This is a genomic window from Rhodanobacter aciditrophus (genome assembly GCF_050026795.1).
Lineage (GTDB): Bacteria > Pseudomonadota > Gammaproteobacteria > Xanthomonadales > Rhodanobacteraceae > Rhodanobacter_A.
Genome location: NZ_JALBWP010000010.1, coordinates 740,194 through 755,951, shown reverse-complemented (window position 1 = coordinate 755,951; position 15,758 = coordinate 740,194). Strand labels below are relative to the sequence as shown.

28 protein-coding genes are annotated in these 15,758 nt (G+C 65.1%); all 28 read right to left on the bottom strand.

Annotated features, from left to right (window positions below; translation table 11 throughout):
* Window positions 1-21 precede the first annotated feature (21 nt).
* The gene (gene rplQ, locus ACQGNW_RS08255; protein WP_426662636.1) at window positions 22-405 is read right to left on the bottom strand and encodes a 50S ribosomal protein L17; all 384 of its coding nucleotides are present in this window, start codon (window positions 403-405) and stop codon (window positions 22-24) included.
* 305 nt (window positions 406-710) lie between these two features.
* Window positions 711-1,709, bottom strand: coding sequence for a DNA-directed RNA polymerase subunit alpha (locus ACQGNW_RS08250; protein WP_192105751.1), 999 nt, complete (start codon window positions 1,707-1,709; stop codon window positions 711-713).
* 15 nt (window positions 1,710-1,724) lie between these two features.
* Entirely contained in the window at window positions 1,725-2,351 is a 627-nt protein-coding gene (gene rpsD, locus ACQGNW_RS08245) for a 30S ribosomal protein S4 (protein WP_426662635.1), read from the bottom strand.
* A gap of 12 nt (window positions 2,352-2,363) precedes the next feature.
* The gene (gene rpsK / locus ACQGNW_RS08240; protein ID WP_007513384.1) at window positions 2,364-2,750 is read right to left on the bottom strand and encodes a 30S ribosomal protein S11; all 387 of its coding nucleotides are present in this window, start codon (window positions 2,748-2,750) and stop codon (window positions 2,364-2,366) included.
* Between the two features lie 12 nt (window positions 2,751-2,762).
* On the bottom strand, window positions 2,763-3,119 hold the full coding sequence (gene rpsM / locus ACQGNW_RS08235; protein WP_426662634.1) for a 30S ribosomal protein S13: 357 nt from the start codon (window positions 3,117-3,119) through the stop codon (window positions 2,763-2,765).
* 137 nt (window positions 3,120-3,256) lie between these two features.
* Window positions 3,257-4,579, bottom strand: a complete 1,323-nt coding sequence (gene secY, locus ACQGNW_RS08230; RefSeq protein ID WP_426662633.1) for a preprotein translocase subunit SecY — start codon at window positions 4,577-4,579, stop codon at window positions 3,257-3,259.
* Window positions 4,580-4,584: 5 nt separating this feature from the next.
* A complete protein-coding gene (gene rplO, locus ACQGNW_RS08225; RefSeq protein ID WP_426662745.1) occupies window positions 4,585-5,022 on the bottom strand; it encodes a 50S ribosomal protein L15 in 438 nt (145 codons plus the stop codon).
* A complete protein-coding gene (gene rpmD, locus ACQGNW_RS08220; protein WP_077481332.1) occupies window positions 5,022-5,219 on the bottom strand; it encodes a 50S ribosomal protein L30 in 198 nt (65 codons plus the stop codon). The genes rplO and rpmD overlap by 1 nt, the downstream gene beginning before the upstream one ends.
* Window positions 5,212-5,721 (bottom strand): 30S ribosomal protein S5, encoded by a 510-nt coding sequence (rpsE, locus tag ACQGNW_RS08215; protein WP_181301007.1) that lies wholly within the window; start codon window positions 5,719-5,721, stop codon window positions 5,212-5,214. Before rpsE ends, rpmD begins: the two co-directional genes overlap by 8 nt.
* Before the next feature lie 112 nt (window positions 5,722-5,833).
* On the bottom strand, window positions 5,834-6,187 hold the full coding sequence (gene rplR, locus ACQGNW_RS08210; protein WP_426662632.1) for a 50S ribosomal protein L18: 354 nt from the start codon (window positions 6,185-6,187) through the stop codon (window positions 5,834-5,836).
* A 111-nt stretch (window positions 6,188-6,298) separates the two neighbouring features.
* The gene (gene rplF / locus ACQGNW_RS08205; RefSeq protein WP_426662631.1) at window positions 6,299-6,826 is read right to left on the bottom strand and encodes a 50S ribosomal protein L6; all 528 of its coding nucleotides are present in this window, start codon (window positions 6,824-6,826) and stop codon (window positions 6,299-6,301) included.
* Between the two features lie 10 nt (window positions 6,827-6,836).
* Window positions 6,837-7,232: a 30S ribosomal protein S8 gene (gene rpsH, locus ACQGNW_RS08200; protein WP_426662630.1), complete on the bottom strand. Its 396-nt coding sequence runs from the start codon at window positions 7,230-7,232 to the stop codon at window positions 6,837-6,839.
* Between the two features lie 204 nt (window positions 7,233-7,436).
* Window positions 7,437-7,742, bottom strand: coding sequence for a 30S ribosomal protein S14 (rpsN, locus tag ACQGNW_RS08195; protein WP_181300999.1), 306 nt, complete (start codon window positions 7,740-7,742; stop codon window positions 7,437-7,439).
* Window positions 7,743-7,809: 67 nt separating this feature from the next.
* Window positions 7,810-8,349 (bottom strand): 50S ribosomal protein L5, encoded by a 540-nt coding sequence (rplE, locus tag ACQGNW_RS08190; RefSeq protein WP_426662629.1) that lies wholly within the window; start codon window positions 8,347-8,349, stop codon window positions 7,810-7,812.
* Window positions 8,350-8,360: 11 nt separating this feature from the next.
* Window positions 8,361-8,675 (bottom strand): 50S ribosomal protein L24, encoded by a 315-nt coding sequence (gene rplX / locus ACQGNW_RS08185; protein WP_426662628.1) that lies wholly within the window; start codon window positions 8,673-8,675, stop codon window positions 8,361-8,363.
* 14 nt (window positions 8,676-8,689) lie between these two features.
* Window positions 8,690-9,058, bottom strand: a complete 369-nt coding sequence (rplN, locus tag ACQGNW_RS08180) for a 50S ribosomal protein L14 (protein ID WP_007513359.1) — start codon at window positions 9,056-9,058, stop codon at window positions 8,690-8,692.
* Window positions 9,059-9,073: 15 nt separating this feature from the next.
* Window positions 9,074-9,334: a 30S ribosomal protein S17 gene (rpsQ, locus tag ACQGNW_RS08175; protein ID WP_404536077.1), complete on the bottom strand. Its 261-nt coding sequence runs from the start codon at window positions 9,332-9,334 to the stop codon at window positions 9,074-9,076.
* 12 nt (window positions 9,335-9,346) lie between these two features.
* Window positions 9,347-9,532, bottom strand: coding sequence for a 50S ribosomal protein L29 (gene rpmC, locus ACQGNW_RS08170; RefSeq protein ID WP_426662627.1), 186 nt, complete (start codon window positions 9,530-9,532; stop codon window positions 9,347-9,349).
* A gap of 1 nt (window position 9,533) precedes the next feature.
* Complete coding sequence (gene rplP / locus ACQGNW_RS08165) at window positions 9,534-9,947, bottom strand: 50S ribosomal protein L16 (protein ID WP_367853338.1); 414 nt, start codon at window positions 9,945-9,947, stop codon at window positions 9,534-9,536.
* Window positions 9,948-9,958: 11 nt separating this feature from the next.
* Entirely contained in the window at window positions 9,959-10,723 is a 765-nt protein-coding gene (gene rpsC / locus ACQGNW_RS08160; protein WP_426662625.1) for a 30S ribosomal protein S3, read from the bottom strand.
* A 13-nt stretch (window positions 10,724-10,736) separates the two neighbouring features.
* Window positions 10,737-11,072, bottom strand: a complete 336-nt coding sequence (gene rplV, locus ACQGNW_RS08155; RefSeq protein ID WP_426662624.1) for a 50S ribosomal protein L22 — start codon at window positions 11,070-11,072, stop codon at window positions 10,737-10,739.
* Window positions 11,072-11,344: a 30S ribosomal protein S19 gene (gene rpsS, locus ACQGNW_RS08150; RefSeq protein ID WP_077481308.1), complete on the bottom strand. Its 273-nt coding sequence runs from the start codon at window positions 11,342-11,344 to the stop codon at window positions 11,072-11,074. Before rpsS ends, rplV begins: the two co-directional genes overlap by 1 nt.
* Before the next feature lie 12 nt (window positions 11,345-11,356).
* Entirely contained in the window at window positions 11,357-12,178 is an 822-nt protein-coding gene (rplB, locus tag ACQGNW_RS08145) for a 50S ribosomal protein L2 (RefSeq protein WP_426662623.1), read from the bottom strand.
* 18 nt (window positions 12,179-12,196) lie between these two features.
* Window positions 12,197-12,490 (bottom strand): 50S ribosomal protein L23, encoded by a 294-nt coding sequence (rplW, locus tag ACQGNW_RS08140; RefSeq protein ID WP_426662622.1) that lies wholly within the window; start codon window positions 12,488-12,490, stop codon window positions 12,197-12,199.
* The gene (rplD, locus tag ACQGNW_RS08135) at window positions 12,487-13,089 is read right to left on the bottom strand and encodes a 50S ribosomal protein L4 (protein ID WP_426662621.1); all 603 of its coding nucleotides are present in this window, start codon (window positions 13,087-13,089) and stop codon (window positions 12,487-12,489) included. Before rplD ends, rplW begins: the two co-directional genes overlap by 4 nt.
* An 11-nt stretch (window positions 13,090-13,100) precedes the next feature.
* Window positions 13,101-13,742, bottom strand: coding sequence for a 50S ribosomal protein L3 (gene rplC, locus ACQGNW_RS08130; protein ID WP_426662620.1), 642 nt, complete (start codon window positions 13,740-13,742; stop codon window positions 13,101-13,103).
* Between the two features lie 20 nt (window positions 13,743-13,762).
* Complete coding sequence (gene rpsJ / locus ACQGNW_RS08125; protein WP_014402136.1) at window positions 13,763-14,074, bottom strand: 30S ribosomal protein S10; 312 nt, start codon at window positions 14,072-14,074, stop codon at window positions 13,763-13,765.
* A 406-nt stretch (window positions 14,075-14,480) separates the two neighbouring features.
* Window positions 14,481-15,671 carry an elongation factor Tu gene (tuf, locus tag ACQGNW_RS08120; RefSeq protein ID WP_426661014.1) on the bottom strand — a complete coding sequence of 397 codons (1,191 nt, stop codon included), beginning with the start codon at window positions 15,669-15,671 and terminating at the stop codon, window positions 14,481-14,483.
* Between the last annotated feature and the right edge of the window lie 87 nt (window positions 15,672-15,758).

Genomic DNA, 15,758 nt, shown 5'->3' with positions numbered 1-15,758 from the left:
TCTGGATGTCCGTACGCGGGCTTACTCGGCGTCGCCGGCCTCGGCCTGCGGGCGGCCGACCAGCTCGACGTAGGCCATCGGTGCGTTGTCGCCGTCGCGAAAACCGCACTTCAGGATGCGCAGGTAGCCACCGGGACGCTCGCGATAGCGCGGGCCCAGCTCGACGAACAGCTTGCCCACCGCTTCCTTGTCGCGCAGGCGCGCGAAGGCGAGGCGGCGATTGGCGACACCGTCGGTCTTCGCCAGCGTGATCAGCGGCTCGGCGACGCGGCGCAGTTCCTTGGCCTTCGGCAGGGTGGTCTTGATCAGCTCGTGCTTGAACAGCGACGAAGCCATGTTCTTGAACATCGCTTCACGGTGGGCGCTGGTGCGGTTGAGCTTGCGACCGGATTTCATGTGGCGCATGGCGGAATACTCTCTACAGGTCTGTTGTTATGAAAAGCCGGCGATTGCGTCCGGCTTCCCGCGGTTGCCCGCTGATGAAAGCCCTTCGTGGTACGGGCTCTTGTTGAGCTTGACGGCCAGTGGCCGTCCGGGGCGTCTGCAAAATCCGAGGCTTGCGCACTCGTCAGACCGCCAAAACCGGGCGCCAAGCGTGTCGCCCGAAACAGCTTGCGGCCCCGCAGGGCCGCTTTGCAGCCGGCGAACGCACCGAGATGCATTCGCCGGCTTGCCGGTACCGCTGGCGGCCGCGAACGACCGCCCTTAAATCAACCCAACTGCATGCCGTGCGAGAGCCCGGCCGGCGGCCAGTTCTCCAGCTTCATGCCCAGGGCCAGGCCGCGCGAGCCAAGGACGTCCTTGATCTCGGTGAGCGACTTCTTGCCCAGGTTCGGCGTCTTCAGCAGCTCGACCTCGGTCTTCTGCACCAGGTCGCCGATGTAGTAGATGCTCTCGGCCTTCAGGCAGTTCGCCGAACGCACGGTGAGCTCCAGATCGTCGATCGGGCGCAGCAACAGCGGGTCGAAACCGCTCTTCTCGGCCTTGTCGGTGGCGCTCTCGCGGCGCGAGAAATCGCCGAACACCGACAGCTGGTCGTTGATGATCTCGGCCGCCTTGCGCACCGCGTCCTCGGCACCGATGGTGCCGTTGGTCTCGATGTCCAGGACCAGCTTGTCGAGGTTGGTACGCTGTTCCACGCGGGCCGCATCGACCTCGTAGGCCACGCGCAGCACCGGCGCGAAGGACGCGTCGAGTTGCAGGCGGCCGATCGGACGAGCCTCGTCGTCCGGGTGGACGCGGGCGCTGGCCGGCTGGTAACCCACGCCGCGACGCACCTTCAGGCGCATGTTGAGCGCGATGTCCTTGGTCAGGTGGCAGATCACGTGCTCGGGGTTGATGATCTCCACCGAGTGGTCGACGACGATGTCGCCGGCCGTGACCACGCCCTTGCCCTTCTTGGACAGGGTAAGGGTGACCTCGTCGCCGGTGTGCTGGCGGATCGCCACGTCCTTGAGGTTCAGCAGGACTTCGATCACGTCCTCCTGCAGGCCCTCAAGCGTGGTGTATTCGTGCAGCACGCCGTCGATCTCGACCTCGACGATGGCGCTGCCGGGAATCGAGGAGAGCAGCACGCGGCGCAGCGCGTTGCCCAGGGTGTGACCGAAGCCACGCTCGAGCGGCTCGACCACCACCTTGGCGCGATTGGCTCCGAGCTGTTCGACGCTGAGGCCGCGTGGCCGCAGCACGCTAGTTGACGAAACTGCCATGCAGAGCTCCGGTGATTACTTCGAGTAAAGCTCGACGATCAACGCCTCGTTGATGTCGGACGGCAGGTCGCCGCGATCCGGCACCGCCTTGAACGTGCCTTCGAATTTCTTGCTGTCGACCTCGACCCAACCCGGACGCAGGTCCATGGTGTCGAACACGGTCGCCGCTTCCTGCACGCGCAGCTGGCTGCGGGCGCGCTCGGTCAGCGCGATCGCATCGCCCGGCTTGACCTGGTAGGACGGGATGTTGACCTTCTTGCCGTTCACCAGCACCGCCTTGTGGGCGACCATCTGGCGGGCCTGGGCGCGGGTGACCGCGAAGCCCATGCGGTAGACGACGTTGTCCAGGCGGCTCTCGAGCAGACGCAGCAGGTTCTCGCCGGTGTTGCCCTTGAGGGTCGACGCCTTGGTGTAGTAGTTGCCGAACTGGCGCTCGAGCACGCCGTAGATGCGCTTGACCTTCTGCTTCTCGCGCAGCTGGACGGCGTAGTCGGACATGCGCATGCGCTTGTTGGCGCCATGCTGGCCGGGCTTGTTCTCCAGCTTGCACTTGGAGTCGATCGCGCGGGCCGGGCTCTTCAGGCTGAGGTCAGCGCCTTCGCGGCGGGCGAGCTTGCAGGTAGCTCCACGATAACGGGCCATGGTTGTGCTCCTTCAGACTCGACGCTTCTTGGGGGGACGGCAGCCGTTGTGCGGGATCGGCGTGACGTCGATGATGTTGAGCACCTTGTAGCCCAGGGCGTTCAGCGAACGCACGGCCGACTCGCGGCCCGGGCCCGGACCCTTGATACGCACTTCCACGGTCTTCACGCCGTAGTCGCCGGCGGCGCGGCCAGCCTTCTCGGCGGCAACCTGGGCGGCGAACGGGGTGGACTTGCGCGAACCGCGGAAACCCGCGCCGCCGGCAGTCGCCCACGACAGCGCGTTGCCCTGGCGGTCGGTGATGGTGACGATGGTGTTGTTGAAGGAGGCTTGCACGTGGGCCACGGCATCCGTGACGACGCGCTTGATCTTCTTCTTGGTCTTGACAGGCTTGGCCATGTTCGGGATCCGTTACTTCTTGATGGCGCGACGCGGGCCCTTGCGGGTGCGTGCATTGGTACGCGTGCGCTGACCGCGCACCGGCAGGCCACGACGGTGGCGCAGGCCGCGATAGCAACCCAGGTCCATCAGGCGCTTGATCGCCATGCCCACTTCGCGGCGCAGGTCGCCTTCCACGACATACTTGGCGATTTCCGCGCGAAGCTTCTCCACTTCGCCTTCACTCAGCGACTTGATCTGGGTGGTGGGAACCACGCCAGCGTCCGCGCAGACCTTCCTGGCCCGGCTGCGGCCAATGCCGTAAATGCTTTGCAGGCCAACCCAGACATGCTTCTGGACCGGCAAATTGACACCCGCGATGCGCGCCATGATGTACTTTCTCCGATGCGTTTCGTGCGCGGTAAACGCGCAATTCTAACCTGAATTACCTTGACAGGAAAGCCCTGCGGCGCCCAACGCCGCCAGCCCTCGGTTGTTCGACCCGCCCCGTTGCGCCCCAGCAGCCACTAGTTGCGACGGAGATTGGCCTTCTTGAGCAGACTCTCGTACTGGTGGCTGACCAGGTGCGCCTGCACCTGCGCCGTGAAATCCATCACCACGACCACCACGATCAGCAGCGACGTGCCGCCGAAATAAAACGGCACGTGCCAGAACTTCTGCATGAACGACGGCACCAGGCAGACCAGCACCAGGTACAGCGCGCCGACGCCGGTCAGCCGGGTCATCACGCCGTCGATGTAGCCGGCCGTGGCGCGCCCCGGACGAATGCCCGGAATCAGCGCGCCGGAGCGCTTGAGGTTGTCCGCCGTCTCTTCCGCGTTGAACACGATCGCGGTATAGAAGAACGCGAAACCGATCACCAGCACGGAATACACAATGTCGTACAGCGGCTCGCCGGGGTTCAGCGCCTGGGTCAGATCCTGCAGCCAGCGCGCCTGGTGGCCGGTACCGAACCAGCTCATCGCGGTGGCCGGGAACATCAGCAGGCTGGACGCGAAGATCGGCGGGATCACGCCCGACATGTTGATCTTCAGCGGCAGGTTCGAGCTCTGGTTCTGGTAGGCCCGCTGGCCGCCGGAGCGCCGTGCGTAATTCACCGTGATCCGCCGCTGTGCCCGCTCCATGAACACGCAGAACGCCGTGACGCCCAGCACGACCGCAAACACCACCAGCAGCATCAGCACCGACAGCTCGCCGTTGCTGGACATGCCCAAAGTGTGCACCACCGCGCCCGGCAGACCGGCCACGATGCCGGCGAAGATCAGCAGCGAGATGCCGTTGCCGATGCCGCGCTCGGTCATCTGCTCGCCCAGCCACATCAGGAACATGGTACCGGCGGTCAGGCCCACCACCGAGGCCAGCACGAAGCCGAAGCCCGGGGTGTACACCACCGGCGCACCGCCCGCCGCCACCTGCTTCTGCAGCGCCACCGCGATGCCGAACGACTGGAACAGCGCGAGGCCCACCGTGCCGATGCGGGTGTACATCGTCATCTTGCGCTTGCCGGACTCGCCTTCCTTGCGCAGCGCCTGCAGGCTCGGCACCACCGAGCCCATCATCTGGATCACGATCGACGCCGAGATGTACGGGATCACGCCCAGTGCGAACACCGAGAAACGCGCCAGCGCACCGCCCGAGAACATGTTGAACATGTCCATCAGGCCGTTGCCGTTGACCAGGTTGCTCATCGCGTCGGGATTCACGCCCGGCACGGGAATGAACGAGCCGAGACGGAACACCACCAGCGCACCGATCACGAAGAAGATGCGCTGACGCAGTTCGGTCAGTTTGCCGAGCTTGCCGAGTGCGTTGCCCTTGGCTTGAGCCACCGTGATTACTCCACGCTGCCGCCGGCCGCCTCGATGGCTGCCTTGGCGCCAGCCGTGGCCAGCAGACCCGACAGCTTCACCGCACGACCGATTTCGCCCTTCAGCACCACCTTGACCTTCTTGGCTCGGCTGTCAATCAGGCCGGCCTTGTGCAGCTCGACCACGTCGATCACGTCCGCCTTGAGGTTGGCCAGCTGGTACAGGAACACCTGCTGGCTCTCGGCCTTCAGCTTGGAGCGGAAGCCGACCTTGGGCAGGCGGCGCTGCAGCGGCATCTGGCCGCCTTCGAAACCGTACTTGTGGGTGCCGCCGGCACGGGCGTGCTGGCCCTTGTGACCGCGGCCGGCCGTCTTGCCGAGGCCCGAGCCGATGCCGCGACCCACGCGCAGGCGCGTCTTGCGCGAACCGGCGGCGGGCTTGATGTCGTTGAGACGCATGATGATTACTCCTCGACCCGGACCAGGTAGTAGACCGTGTTGATCAGGCCACGCACCTGCGGGCTGTCCTTCAGCTCACGGACGTCGTTGGTCTTGTTCAGGCCCAGCGCCTTGACGCTGAGGCGATGCCGCGCCTGCACGCCGCGCAGGCCCTTCACCAGGCGCACGCGCACGGTGCCGGCGGTTTCGTTCTTCTTAGCCATTGCCCAGCACCTCTTCCACGGTCTTGCCACGCTTGGCGGCGATCTGCTTCGGCGAGGCCACCGCCTGCAGGCCCTTGATGGTGGCGCGCACCAGGTTGATCGGGTTGCGCGAGCCGACCGCCTTGGCCAGCACGTTCTTGACGCCCACCACTTCCAGCACCGCGCGCATCGCGCCGCCGGCGATCACGCCGGTACCTTCAGAAGCCGGCTGCATGTAGACACGGGCCGCACCGTGGTTCGCCTTGATGGCGTACCACAGGGTGCCGTTGTTCAGGTCGATGTTCACCATGTTGCGGCGAGCCCGCTCCATCGCCTTGGAGATGGCCACCGGCACCTCGCGCGCCTTGCCATAGCCGAAGCCGACCTTGCCCTCGCCGTCACCGACCACGGTCAGCGCGGTGAAGCTCATCTGGCGGCCACCCTTGACGGTCTTGGCCACGCGGTTGACGGCAATCAGCTTTTCCAGCAGGCCGTCGGAATTTTCGCGATCGTTGGAAGACATTTCTCGATTCCGTGTGCCCGGACCATCCGGGACTTTTGCTTGCGGCTGCGCCGCTTGTTGTTGTGTGCCGCTGACGCAGGGGCGGAATCCGGGTGGACTCCGGCCCCGGCGCTTAGAACTTCAGGCCCGCCTCGCGGGCCGCATCGGCCAGTGCCTTGATGCGGCCGTGGTAGCGGAAACCGGAGCGGTCGAACGCCACCGATTCCACGCCGACAGCCAGCGCGCGCTCGGCCACGGCCTTGCCCACCGCCGCGGCGGCGACCAGGTTCTTGGTGCCCTTCAGCCCTTCGGCCACCGACTTTTGCACGGTGGAGGCAGCCGCCACCACCTTGTCGCCGGAGGCGTCGAACACCTGGGCATAAATGTGCTGGCCGGTGCGATGCACCGACAGGCGCGCCACGCCCAGCTTGCGGATGTGCGAACGCGTGGCTTTGGCGCGACGCAGGCGGGATTCGTTCTTGTTCATCTGTCTGTTCCTCGAAAGCGGATCGGCTTGTATGAGCGGACTACCCTGCTCTTTTGAGGAGTGCGGCCATGGATGGCCGCTTCCACACGCAGGGAAAGCGTACTAACTCATTTACGCCTTCTTGGCTTCCTTCAGGGTGATCTTCTCGCCGGCATAGCGCACGCCCTTGCCCTTGTAGGGTTCCGGCGGACGGAACCCGCGGATCTTGGCGGCCACCTGGCCCACGACCTGCTTGTCCGAGCCCTTGATCAGGATTTCGGTCTGCGACGGAGTTTCCAGCGTGACTCCGGCCGGCGCCTCGAACACCACCGGGTGCGAGAAGCCCAGGCTCAGGTTCAGCGCCTTGCCGGCCATCGAGGCGCGGTAACCCACGCCGACCAGCTCCAGCTTGCGCTCGTAACCTTCGGAAACGCCCTTGACCATGTTCGCCAGCAGGGCGCGCGTGGTACCGCCGAACTTGTCGTCGGCGCCCTCGGCCAGCTGGATGTTGACAGCTTCACCGTTCACCGACACCGACACGCCAGGCAGCGCGTGGGTCGACAGCGTGCCCTTCGGGCCCTTCACCGAGATGCCGTCGGCGGCGGCCTTCAGCTCCACGCCCTTCGGCAGGTTGATCGTCTTCTTGGCAACACGTGACATCGTCGACTCCTTAGGCAACCTGGCCGATGACTTCGCCGCCCAGGCCCTTGGCACGAGCCTGCGCGTCGGTCAGCAGACCGGCGGACGTCGAGATGATCGAGATGCCCAGGCCACCGAGCACCTTCGGCAGTTCATCCTTGCCGCGGTAGATGCGCAGGCCGGATCGGCTGACGCGGGAAATGGACTCGATGGCCGGACGGCCCTCGAAATACTTCAGCTTGATCTCGAGTACGGGCTTGCCCTCCTCCTGGGAGGTCTGCACGTCGAGAACGTAGCCTTCGTTCTTGAGAAGGTTGGCGATGGCCACCTTCAGCTTCGACGACGGCATGCGTACCGTCGGCTTGCTCATCAGCTGAGCGTTGCGGACACGCGTGAACATGTCGGCGATGGGATCAGTCATGCTCATGAAAACATCCTTCAGAGTGCACCGATATCCGATAAGACCGGAAATCAACAAGTTGTGATGCCGACGAGGAGCCGGCCTGCCTTGCGCAGACCGACAACTGTATCAGCTTTGCCGGTGTTTGGCGAATACCGTTGCGAAATCGCAGCGTTGACGGCGCTAGAGCGCCGCCGGGCCGCCCGATCCGGGACCGGGCAGGTGGATCGATTACCAGCTCGCCTTGCGCAGGCCCGGCACGTCACCGCGCATGGTGGCCTCGCGCAGCTTGTTGCGGCCGAGGTTGAACTTGGCGTACACGGCACGCGGACGGCCGGTCAGTGCGCAACGGGTGCGCTGGCGCACCGGGCTGGCGTCGCGCGGCAGCTTCTGCAGCTTGCCCTGGGCCTCCATCTTCTCCTCGTAGGAGGCGGTGGGGCTCAGCACGATCGCCTTCAGTTCGGCGCGCTTGGCAGCGTGCTTCTGGACGAGCTTGGTCCGCTTGATGTCGCGGTTGACCATCGAGGTCTTTGCCATATTTAACTCTCTTTTTGAAAAGTCCGGCCATGGATGGCCGGTTTTTCTTCGATCAAGGACGATCGTCTTAATTGCGGAACGGGAAGTTGAACGCTTCCAGCAGCGCCTTCGCCTCGGCGTCGGTCTTCGCGGTCGTGGTGATGGCGATGTCCATGCCACGCATCGCGTCGATCGCGTCGAAGTCGATCTCCGGGAAGATGATCTGTTCCTTCACGCCGAAGTTGAAGTTGCCACGGCCGTCGAAGGCGCGGCCCGAAACGCCGCGGAAGTCGCGGACGCGGGGCAACGAGATGTTGATCAGGCGGTCGAGGAACTCGAACATCTGGGCGCGGCGCAGGGTGACCTTGCAACCGATCGGCCAGCCGTCGCGGATCTTGAACGAGGCCACGGAAACGCGCGCCTTGGTCGTGATCGGCTTCTGACCCGAGATCTTGGCCATGTCGGCCACGGCGTTCTCGAGGATCTTCTTGTTGCCCGCGGCTTCGCCCACGCCCATGTTCAGCGTGATCTTGGTGATGCGGGGAACCTGCATCACGTTCTGGTAGCCGAACTTCTCGGTGAGCTTCGGCACTACCTGCTCTTTGTAAAACGTCTCAAGGCGCGTCATGTCATTAATCCTTACGCGTCCACGACCTCGCCAGTCGAACGGAACACGCGGACCTTGCGCCCATCAGCGAGCGTCTTGGTGCCAACGCGTTCACCCTTGTTCGTGGCGGGGTTGAACAGCTGCACATTGGAGAGATGGATCGAGGCCTCGCGCTCGACGATGCCGCCGGCCTGGTTGGCCTGCGGATTCGGCTTGGTGTGGCGCTTGACCAGGTTCACGTTGGAGACGTACACGCGGTCGTCTGCAACACGCAGCACTTCGCCGCGCTGGCCCTTGTTCTTGCCGGCGATCACGAGGACCTGATCGCCCTTGCGGATACGGTTCATGTTCTTGACTCCGCTCAGAGCACTTCGGGCGCGAGCGAGACGATCTTCATGAACTTCTCGCTGCGCAGCTCGCGGGTGACCGGCCCGAAGATACGGGTACCGATCGGCTCGAGCTTGTTGTTGAGGAGCACCGCTGCGTTGCCGTCGAAACGGATCAGCGAGCCATCGGGACGGCGCACGCCCTTGGCGGTACGCACCACCACGGCATTGTACACCTCGCCCTTCTTCACCTTGCCGCGCGGGATGGCATCCTTCACGGTGACCTTGATCACGTCACCGATCGCGGCGTAACGGCGCTTGGAGCCACCGAGCACCTTGATGCACATCAGTTCCTTGGCGCCGCTGTTGTCCGCCGCGGAGAGCGTGCTTTGCATCTGGATCATGTCTGCACCCTCCCCTTAGACGTTCGCGCGAGTGACGATTTCGACCACGCGGTGATGCTTGGTCTTGGACAGCGGACGACACTCGGCGATGCGCACCAGGTCGCCCTCGTTGGCGCCGAGGTCGTCCTGCGCATGCAGCTTGGTCGACCGGCGCACGATCTTGCCCAGCAGGCCGTGCTGCACCTGGCGCTCGATCAGGACGGTGACCGTCTTGTCCATCTTGTTGCTGATGACGCGGCCCTCGAGGGTGCGCGCCTGCTTCTGGTTGTCGCTCATGTCGGCGGTCCCTTACTTCTTGCCGCCGAGCACGAACTTCGTGCGGGCGATGTCGCGCCGGACGCGGCGCAGCTGATGCGGCTGGCTGAGCTGGCCGGCACCCTTCTGCATGCGCAGGTTGAACTGCTCCTTGCGCAGGTCCAGCAGGTGCTGCTTGAGCTCGTCGGCCGACTTGTTGGTCAGATCTTTGATGGCCATATCACATCACCGCCCGGGTCACGAACTGGGTCTGCACCGAGAGCTTGGCGGCGGCCAGGCGGAACGCCTCGCGCGCCGACGCCTCGTCGATGCCCTCGATTTCGTACAGCATGCGGCCGGGCTGGATCGGGGCGACCCAGAACTCCACGCCGCCCTTGCCGGCGCCCATACGCACTTCGATCGGCTTCTTGGTGATCGGCTTGTCCGGGAACACGCGGATCCACAGCTTGCCGCCGCGCTTCACGAAGCGGGTGATGCAACGGCGGCCAGCCTCGATCTGACGCGCGGTGAGCGCGCCGTGGGTGGTCGCCTTCAGGCCGAATTCGCCGAAGCTGACGAGATTGGCGCACTGCGCCAGACCGTCGTTGCGGCCCTTGAACTGCTTGCGGTACTTGGTTCGCTTGGGTTGCAGCATGGCAACTCTCCTTACTTCGCCGCGCGCTCGCGACGGCCTTCGCCGTCACGGTCACGACGCGATTCGCGGTCACGACGGCCTTCGCCGCCCTCGCGGCGCGACGACGGCGCCGGGGACTCGTCCTTCGGCTCCTGGCCGATCTGGGCCACGTCGAAGATCTCGCCCTTGTAGACCCACACCTTGATGCCGATGATGCCGTAGGTGGTGCTCGCCTCTGCGAAGCCGTAGTCGATGTCCGCACGCAGGGTATGCAGCGGCACTCGGCCTTCGCGCGCCCACTCGGAGCGGGCGATCTCGGCACCGTTCAAACGGCCGGACACGTTGATCTTGATGCCCAGCGCACCCAGGCGCATCGCGTTGCCGACCGCGCGCTTCATCGCACGGCGGAACATGATGCGGCGCTCCAGCTGCTGCGCGATCGACTCGGCCACCAGCTGGGCGTCCAGCTCGGGCTTGCGCACTTCGTTGACGTTGATGTGCGTGGGCACGCCCATCAGGTCGCTGACTTCCTTGCGCAGCTTCTCGATGTCCTCGCCCTTCTTGCCGATCACCACGCCCGGGCGGGCGGTGTGGATCGTCACGCGCGCGGTCTTGGCCGGGCGCTCGATCTGGATCTTCGAGATGCCGGCCGCGGCCAGCTTCTTCTTCAGCATCTCGCGAACCTTGATGTCCGCCACGAGATACTTCGCGTAGTCGCCCTTGTTGGCGTACCACTTGGCGTTCCAGTCCTTGGCGATGCCGAGGCGGATGCCGGTGGGATGAACTTTATGACCCATCGTCTTCTTCCTCTTACTCGCCGACGACCACGGTGATGTGGCTGGTGCGCTTCAGGATGCGCGAGCCGCGACCTTTGGCGCGGGCATACATGCGCTTCATCGCGGGACCTTCGTCCACGAAGATGCGCGAGACCTTCAGCTCGTCGACATCCGCGCCGAGGTTGTTCTCGGCGTTGGCGACGGCCGACAGCAGCACCTTGCGGACAAGGTGGGCTGCCTTCTTGTTGGTGTAGGCGAGCACGTCGCTGGCCCGGCCCACGGGCATGCCGCGGACCAGGTCGGCCACCAGGCGTGCCTTCTGCGCCGAGATGCGGGCGCCGCGCAGGATCGCTTTGGCTTCGGTGCTCATCACTTGCCCTTCTTGTCGCCGACGTGGCCCTTGAAGGTGCGGGTCACCGCGAACTCGCCGAGCTTGTGCCCGACCATGTTCTCGTTGACGAGCACCGGCACGTGCTGGCGGCCGTTGTGGATGGCGATGGTCAGGCCCACCATTTCGGGCAGGATCATCGAGCGGCGCGACCAGGTCTTGATCGGACGCTTGTTGTTGGCGGAAACCGCGGCTTCCACCTTCTTGGCGAGGTGAAGGTCGACGAACGGACCTTTCTTCAGAGAGCGTGGCATGTCGGGTTCCTGTTACTTGCGGCGGCGCACGATGAACTGCTGCGTGCGCTTGTTGTTGCGGGTCTTGTAACCCTTGGTCGGCGTGCCCCACGGGCTGACCGGATGACGGCCGCCGGAGGTACGGCCTTCACCACCGCCGTGCGGATGGTCGACCGGGTTCATTACCACGCCACGCACGGTCGGGCGGATGCCCATCCAGCGCTTGGCACCGGCCTTGCCGAGCTTCTTCAGGCTGTGCTCGCCGTTGCCGACTTCGCCGATGGTGGCGCGGCACTCGACCGGTACGCGGCGCATTTCGCCGGAGCGCAGGCGCAGCGTGGCGTAGCCGGACTCGCGGGCCACCAGCTGCACCGAGGCGCCGGCGCTGCGCGCGATCTGCGCGCCCTTGCCGGGCTTCATCTCGATGCAGTGGATGGTGGAGCCCACCGGGATGCTGCGCAGCTGCAGGCAGTTGCCGGCCTTGATCGGCGCGTCGTGGCCCGACAGCAGGCGGTCACCCACCTGCACGCCCTTCGGCGCGATGATGTAACGGCGCTCGCCATCGGCGTAGCACAACAGCGCAATGTGCGCGGTGCGGTTCGGGTCGTACTCGATGCGCTCGACCTTGGCGGCAATGCCTTCCTTGTCGCGCTTGAAGTCGATGATGCGGTAATGCTGCTTGTGGCCACCGCCGCGGTGACGCGTGGTGATGCGGCCAAAGTGGTTGCGACCGCCGGTCTTGGACTGCGCCTCGGTCAACGCCGCGTACGGTGCGCCCTTGTGCAGGCCCTCGGTGCGGACGCTGACTGCGTCGCGACGACCCGGCGAGGTCGGCTTGTGAGTGATCAGTGCCATCTCAATTCAACTCCTGGCTCAGGCCTTGGCCGACACGTCGATGGTCTGGCCATCGGCGAGGCGCACATAAGCCTTGCGCTTGCCCTGGCGGCTGCCAGCGCGGAAACGGAAGGACTTGACCTTGCCCTTGCTGTTGACGAGGTTCACCTGCTCGACCTTGACGTCGAACATCTGCTCCACCGCCGCGCGGACATCGGCCTTGGTCGCCTCGGGGGCCACCACGAAAACGTACTGGTTGTGCTCGCCGACGCGAGCCGACTTCTCGGAGATGTGCGGCGCGCGCAGCGTGTCGAGAATGCGTTCGTTGCTCATGCCAGCCACTCCTCGATCTTCTTCACGGCGTCGACCGTCATCACCACGTGGTCGGAACCGACCAGGCTGACCGGGTTCAACGCCATCACGTCCAGCACGTGCAGGTAGGGGATGTTGCGCGCGGCCAGGTACAGCGCCTCGTTGGCATCCTCGGAAACCAGCAGCACCCGGCCGGACACCCCGAGCTCGGCAAGCTTGGCGACCATCGCCTTGGTCTTCGGCTGGTCGACGCCGAAGCCCTCGACCACCTTCAGGCGGCCTTGGCGATTCAGTTCCGCCAGGATCGAGCGGATCGCCACGCGATAGGCCTTGCGGTTGACCTTCTGCTCGAAGCTGCGCGGCTTGGCCGCGAAGGTGACGCCACCACCCACGAAGATCGGGGCGCGGTAGTCGCCGTGACGGGCGCCGCCGCCCTTCTGCTTCTTGAACTTCTTGGTGGTACCCGACAGCTCACCACGCGACAGCTGCGCCTTGGTGCCGGCGCGACCGCCAGCCTGGTACGCAACCACCACCTGGTGGATCAGGGCCTGCTTGAACTCGCCGCCGAACACTTCGTCCGACACGCTGAGCGGCTTGGCGCCAATGACATTCAGTTCCATGGCGTCTCTCCTCAACCCTTGGTGGTCGGACGGATGACGACGTCGCCGCCGGTCGCACCGGGGACAGCGCCCTTCACCGCGATCAGGTGACGCTCGGCGTCGACCTTGACCACTTCCAGACCCTGCTGCGTACGGTTCACCGCGCCCATGTGGCCGGACATCTTCTTGCCAGGGAACACGCGACCCGGCGTCTGGCGCTGGCCGATCGAACCCGGCGCGCGATGCGACAGCGAGTTACCGTGCGTCGCGTCGCCCATCTTGAAGTTGTGACGCTTGATGGTGCCCTGGAAACCCTTGCCCTTCGAGACGCCGGCGACGTCGACGATCTGGCCGACCGAGAACACCTCGTCCGCCTTGATCTCCGCGCCCACGCTGTACTTGCCGAGATCCTCGGCGGCCACGCGGAACTCCCACAGGCCGCGACCCGGCTCCACCTTGGCCTTGGCGTAGTGGCCCTTCAGCGGCGCCGTCAGCAGGCTGGCGCGCTTCACGCCCGCCGCGACCTGCACCGCGCTGTAGCCATCGTTGTCTTCCGTCTTCAGCTGGGTGACGCGGTTCGGGGTGGCCTCGATGAGGGTCACCGGGATCGAGCGTCCGTCTTCAGTGAAGAGCCGGCTCATGCCGCACTTGCGGCCTACCAGTCCGATACTCATGTTCGTATCCTGTCTGTCGCTCAACCGAGCTTGATCTGAACATCGACGCCAGCGGCGAGATCAAGCTTCATGAGCGCGTCCACGGTCTTGTCGTTGGGGTCGACGATGTCGAGCACGCGCTTGTGGGTACGGGTCTCGTACTGGTCGCGGGCATCCTTGTCGACGTGCGGCGACACCAGAATGGTGTAGCGCTCGATCTTGGTCGGGAGCGGGATCGGGCCGAGCACCGTGGCGCCGGTGCGCTTGGCCGTCTCGACGATCTCGCTGGCCGAACGGTCGATCAGACGATGATCGAACGCCTTGAGGCGGATGCGAATCTTCTGGTTCGCCATAAACCGTGTCCTGTTATCAAAAGAACTTGAATGTGCAACGAGGCGGCTTCTCACCGCATCGCACTGCTCTCTGGAACCAACCGGGACCGCATCAGGTACGGTCCCGGCCTGAAAAACGCCAAGCGAGCACGAATCGGCTCGCCTGGCGCAAATCCTGCTGCGCAGTTGACGTAGCGGCGGGATTACCCCGGAACTGCGCCGAATGCGATGGCCGTCCACGGCCTGCGAACTCGAAGCACTTCCTGCGCCTCATTTCGCGGTAAGTCGGCCTGGAATCTGATCCAGCCGGCAAGTGAGCTGCGAAGTATAGCCACAAATCCTCGCCGAGTGAAGAGCCCCGCCGCGACCGGCCAGGCTACTCCGAACGGCGGCAGCGGATCGGCCACGCCGATCCGCTGCGGGGGTCTTACTTGATGACCTTGGCCACCACGCCGGCGCCGACGGTGCGGCCGCCCTCGCGGATCGCGAAACGCAGGCCCTCGTCCATCGCGATCGGGTGGATCAGGCTCACCACCATCTTCACGTTGTCGCCCGGCATCACCATCTCCACGCCTTCCGGCAGCTGCACCGCGCCGGTCACGTCCGTGGTGCGGAAGTAGAACTGCGGACGGTAGCCCTTGAAGAACGGGGTGTGACGGCCGCCCTCCTCCTTCGACAGCACGTACACCTCGGCCTCGAAGTCCGTGTGCGGCGTGATCGTGCCCGGCTTCGCCAGCACCTGCCCGCGCTCCACGTCGTCGCGCTTCAGGCCGCGCAGCAGCAGACCCACGTTGTCGCCCGCCTGGCCCTGGTCCAGCAGCTTGCGGAACATCTCCACGCCGGTCACCGTGGTCTTCTGCGTCGGGCGGATGCCCACCACCTCGATTTCCTCGCCGACCTTGATGATGCCGCGCTCCACGCGACCGGTCACCACCGTGCCGCGACCCGAGATCGAGAACACGTCCTCGACCGGCATCAGGAACGGCTTGTCGATCTCGCGCACCGGCTCCGGAATGTAGCTGTCCAGCGCGTCCACCAGCTTGATGATCGCCGGCACGCCGATTTCGCTCTGGTCACCTTCCAGCGCCTTCAGCGCCGAACCCTTGATGATCGGCGTGTCGTCGCCAGGGAAGTCGTACTTCGACAGCAGCTCGCGCACTTCCATCTCGACGAGCTCCAGCAGCTCGGCGTCGTCCACCATGTCCGCCTTGTTCAGGAATACCACGATGTACGGCACGCCCACCTGGCGCGACAGCAGGATGTGCTCGCGCGTCTGCGGCATCGGGCCGTCCGCCGCCGAGCACACCAGGATCGCGCCGTCCATCTGCGCCGCACCCGTGATCATGTTCTTCACGTAGTCCGCATGGCCCGGGCAGTCCACGTGCGCGTAGTGGCGCACCGGCGACTCGTATTCCACATGCGCCGTCGAGATCGTGATACCGCGCGCCTTCTCTTCCGGCGCCGCGTCGATCGCGTCGTAGGCCTTGAATTCGCCGCCGAAACGCTCCGCACCAACCTTCGTCAGCGCCGCCGTCAGCGTCGTCTTGCCGTGGTCCACGTGACCGATCGTACCCACGTTCACGTGGGGCTTGGTGCGCTCGAACTTGCCCTTTGCCATGACTTGAGACCTCTAGATAGAACTTCTGTCAGTGCGGCTTGCGCCGCGTCGTTTGATCTACGCGACCCGCAGGCCGCACTGTTTTCT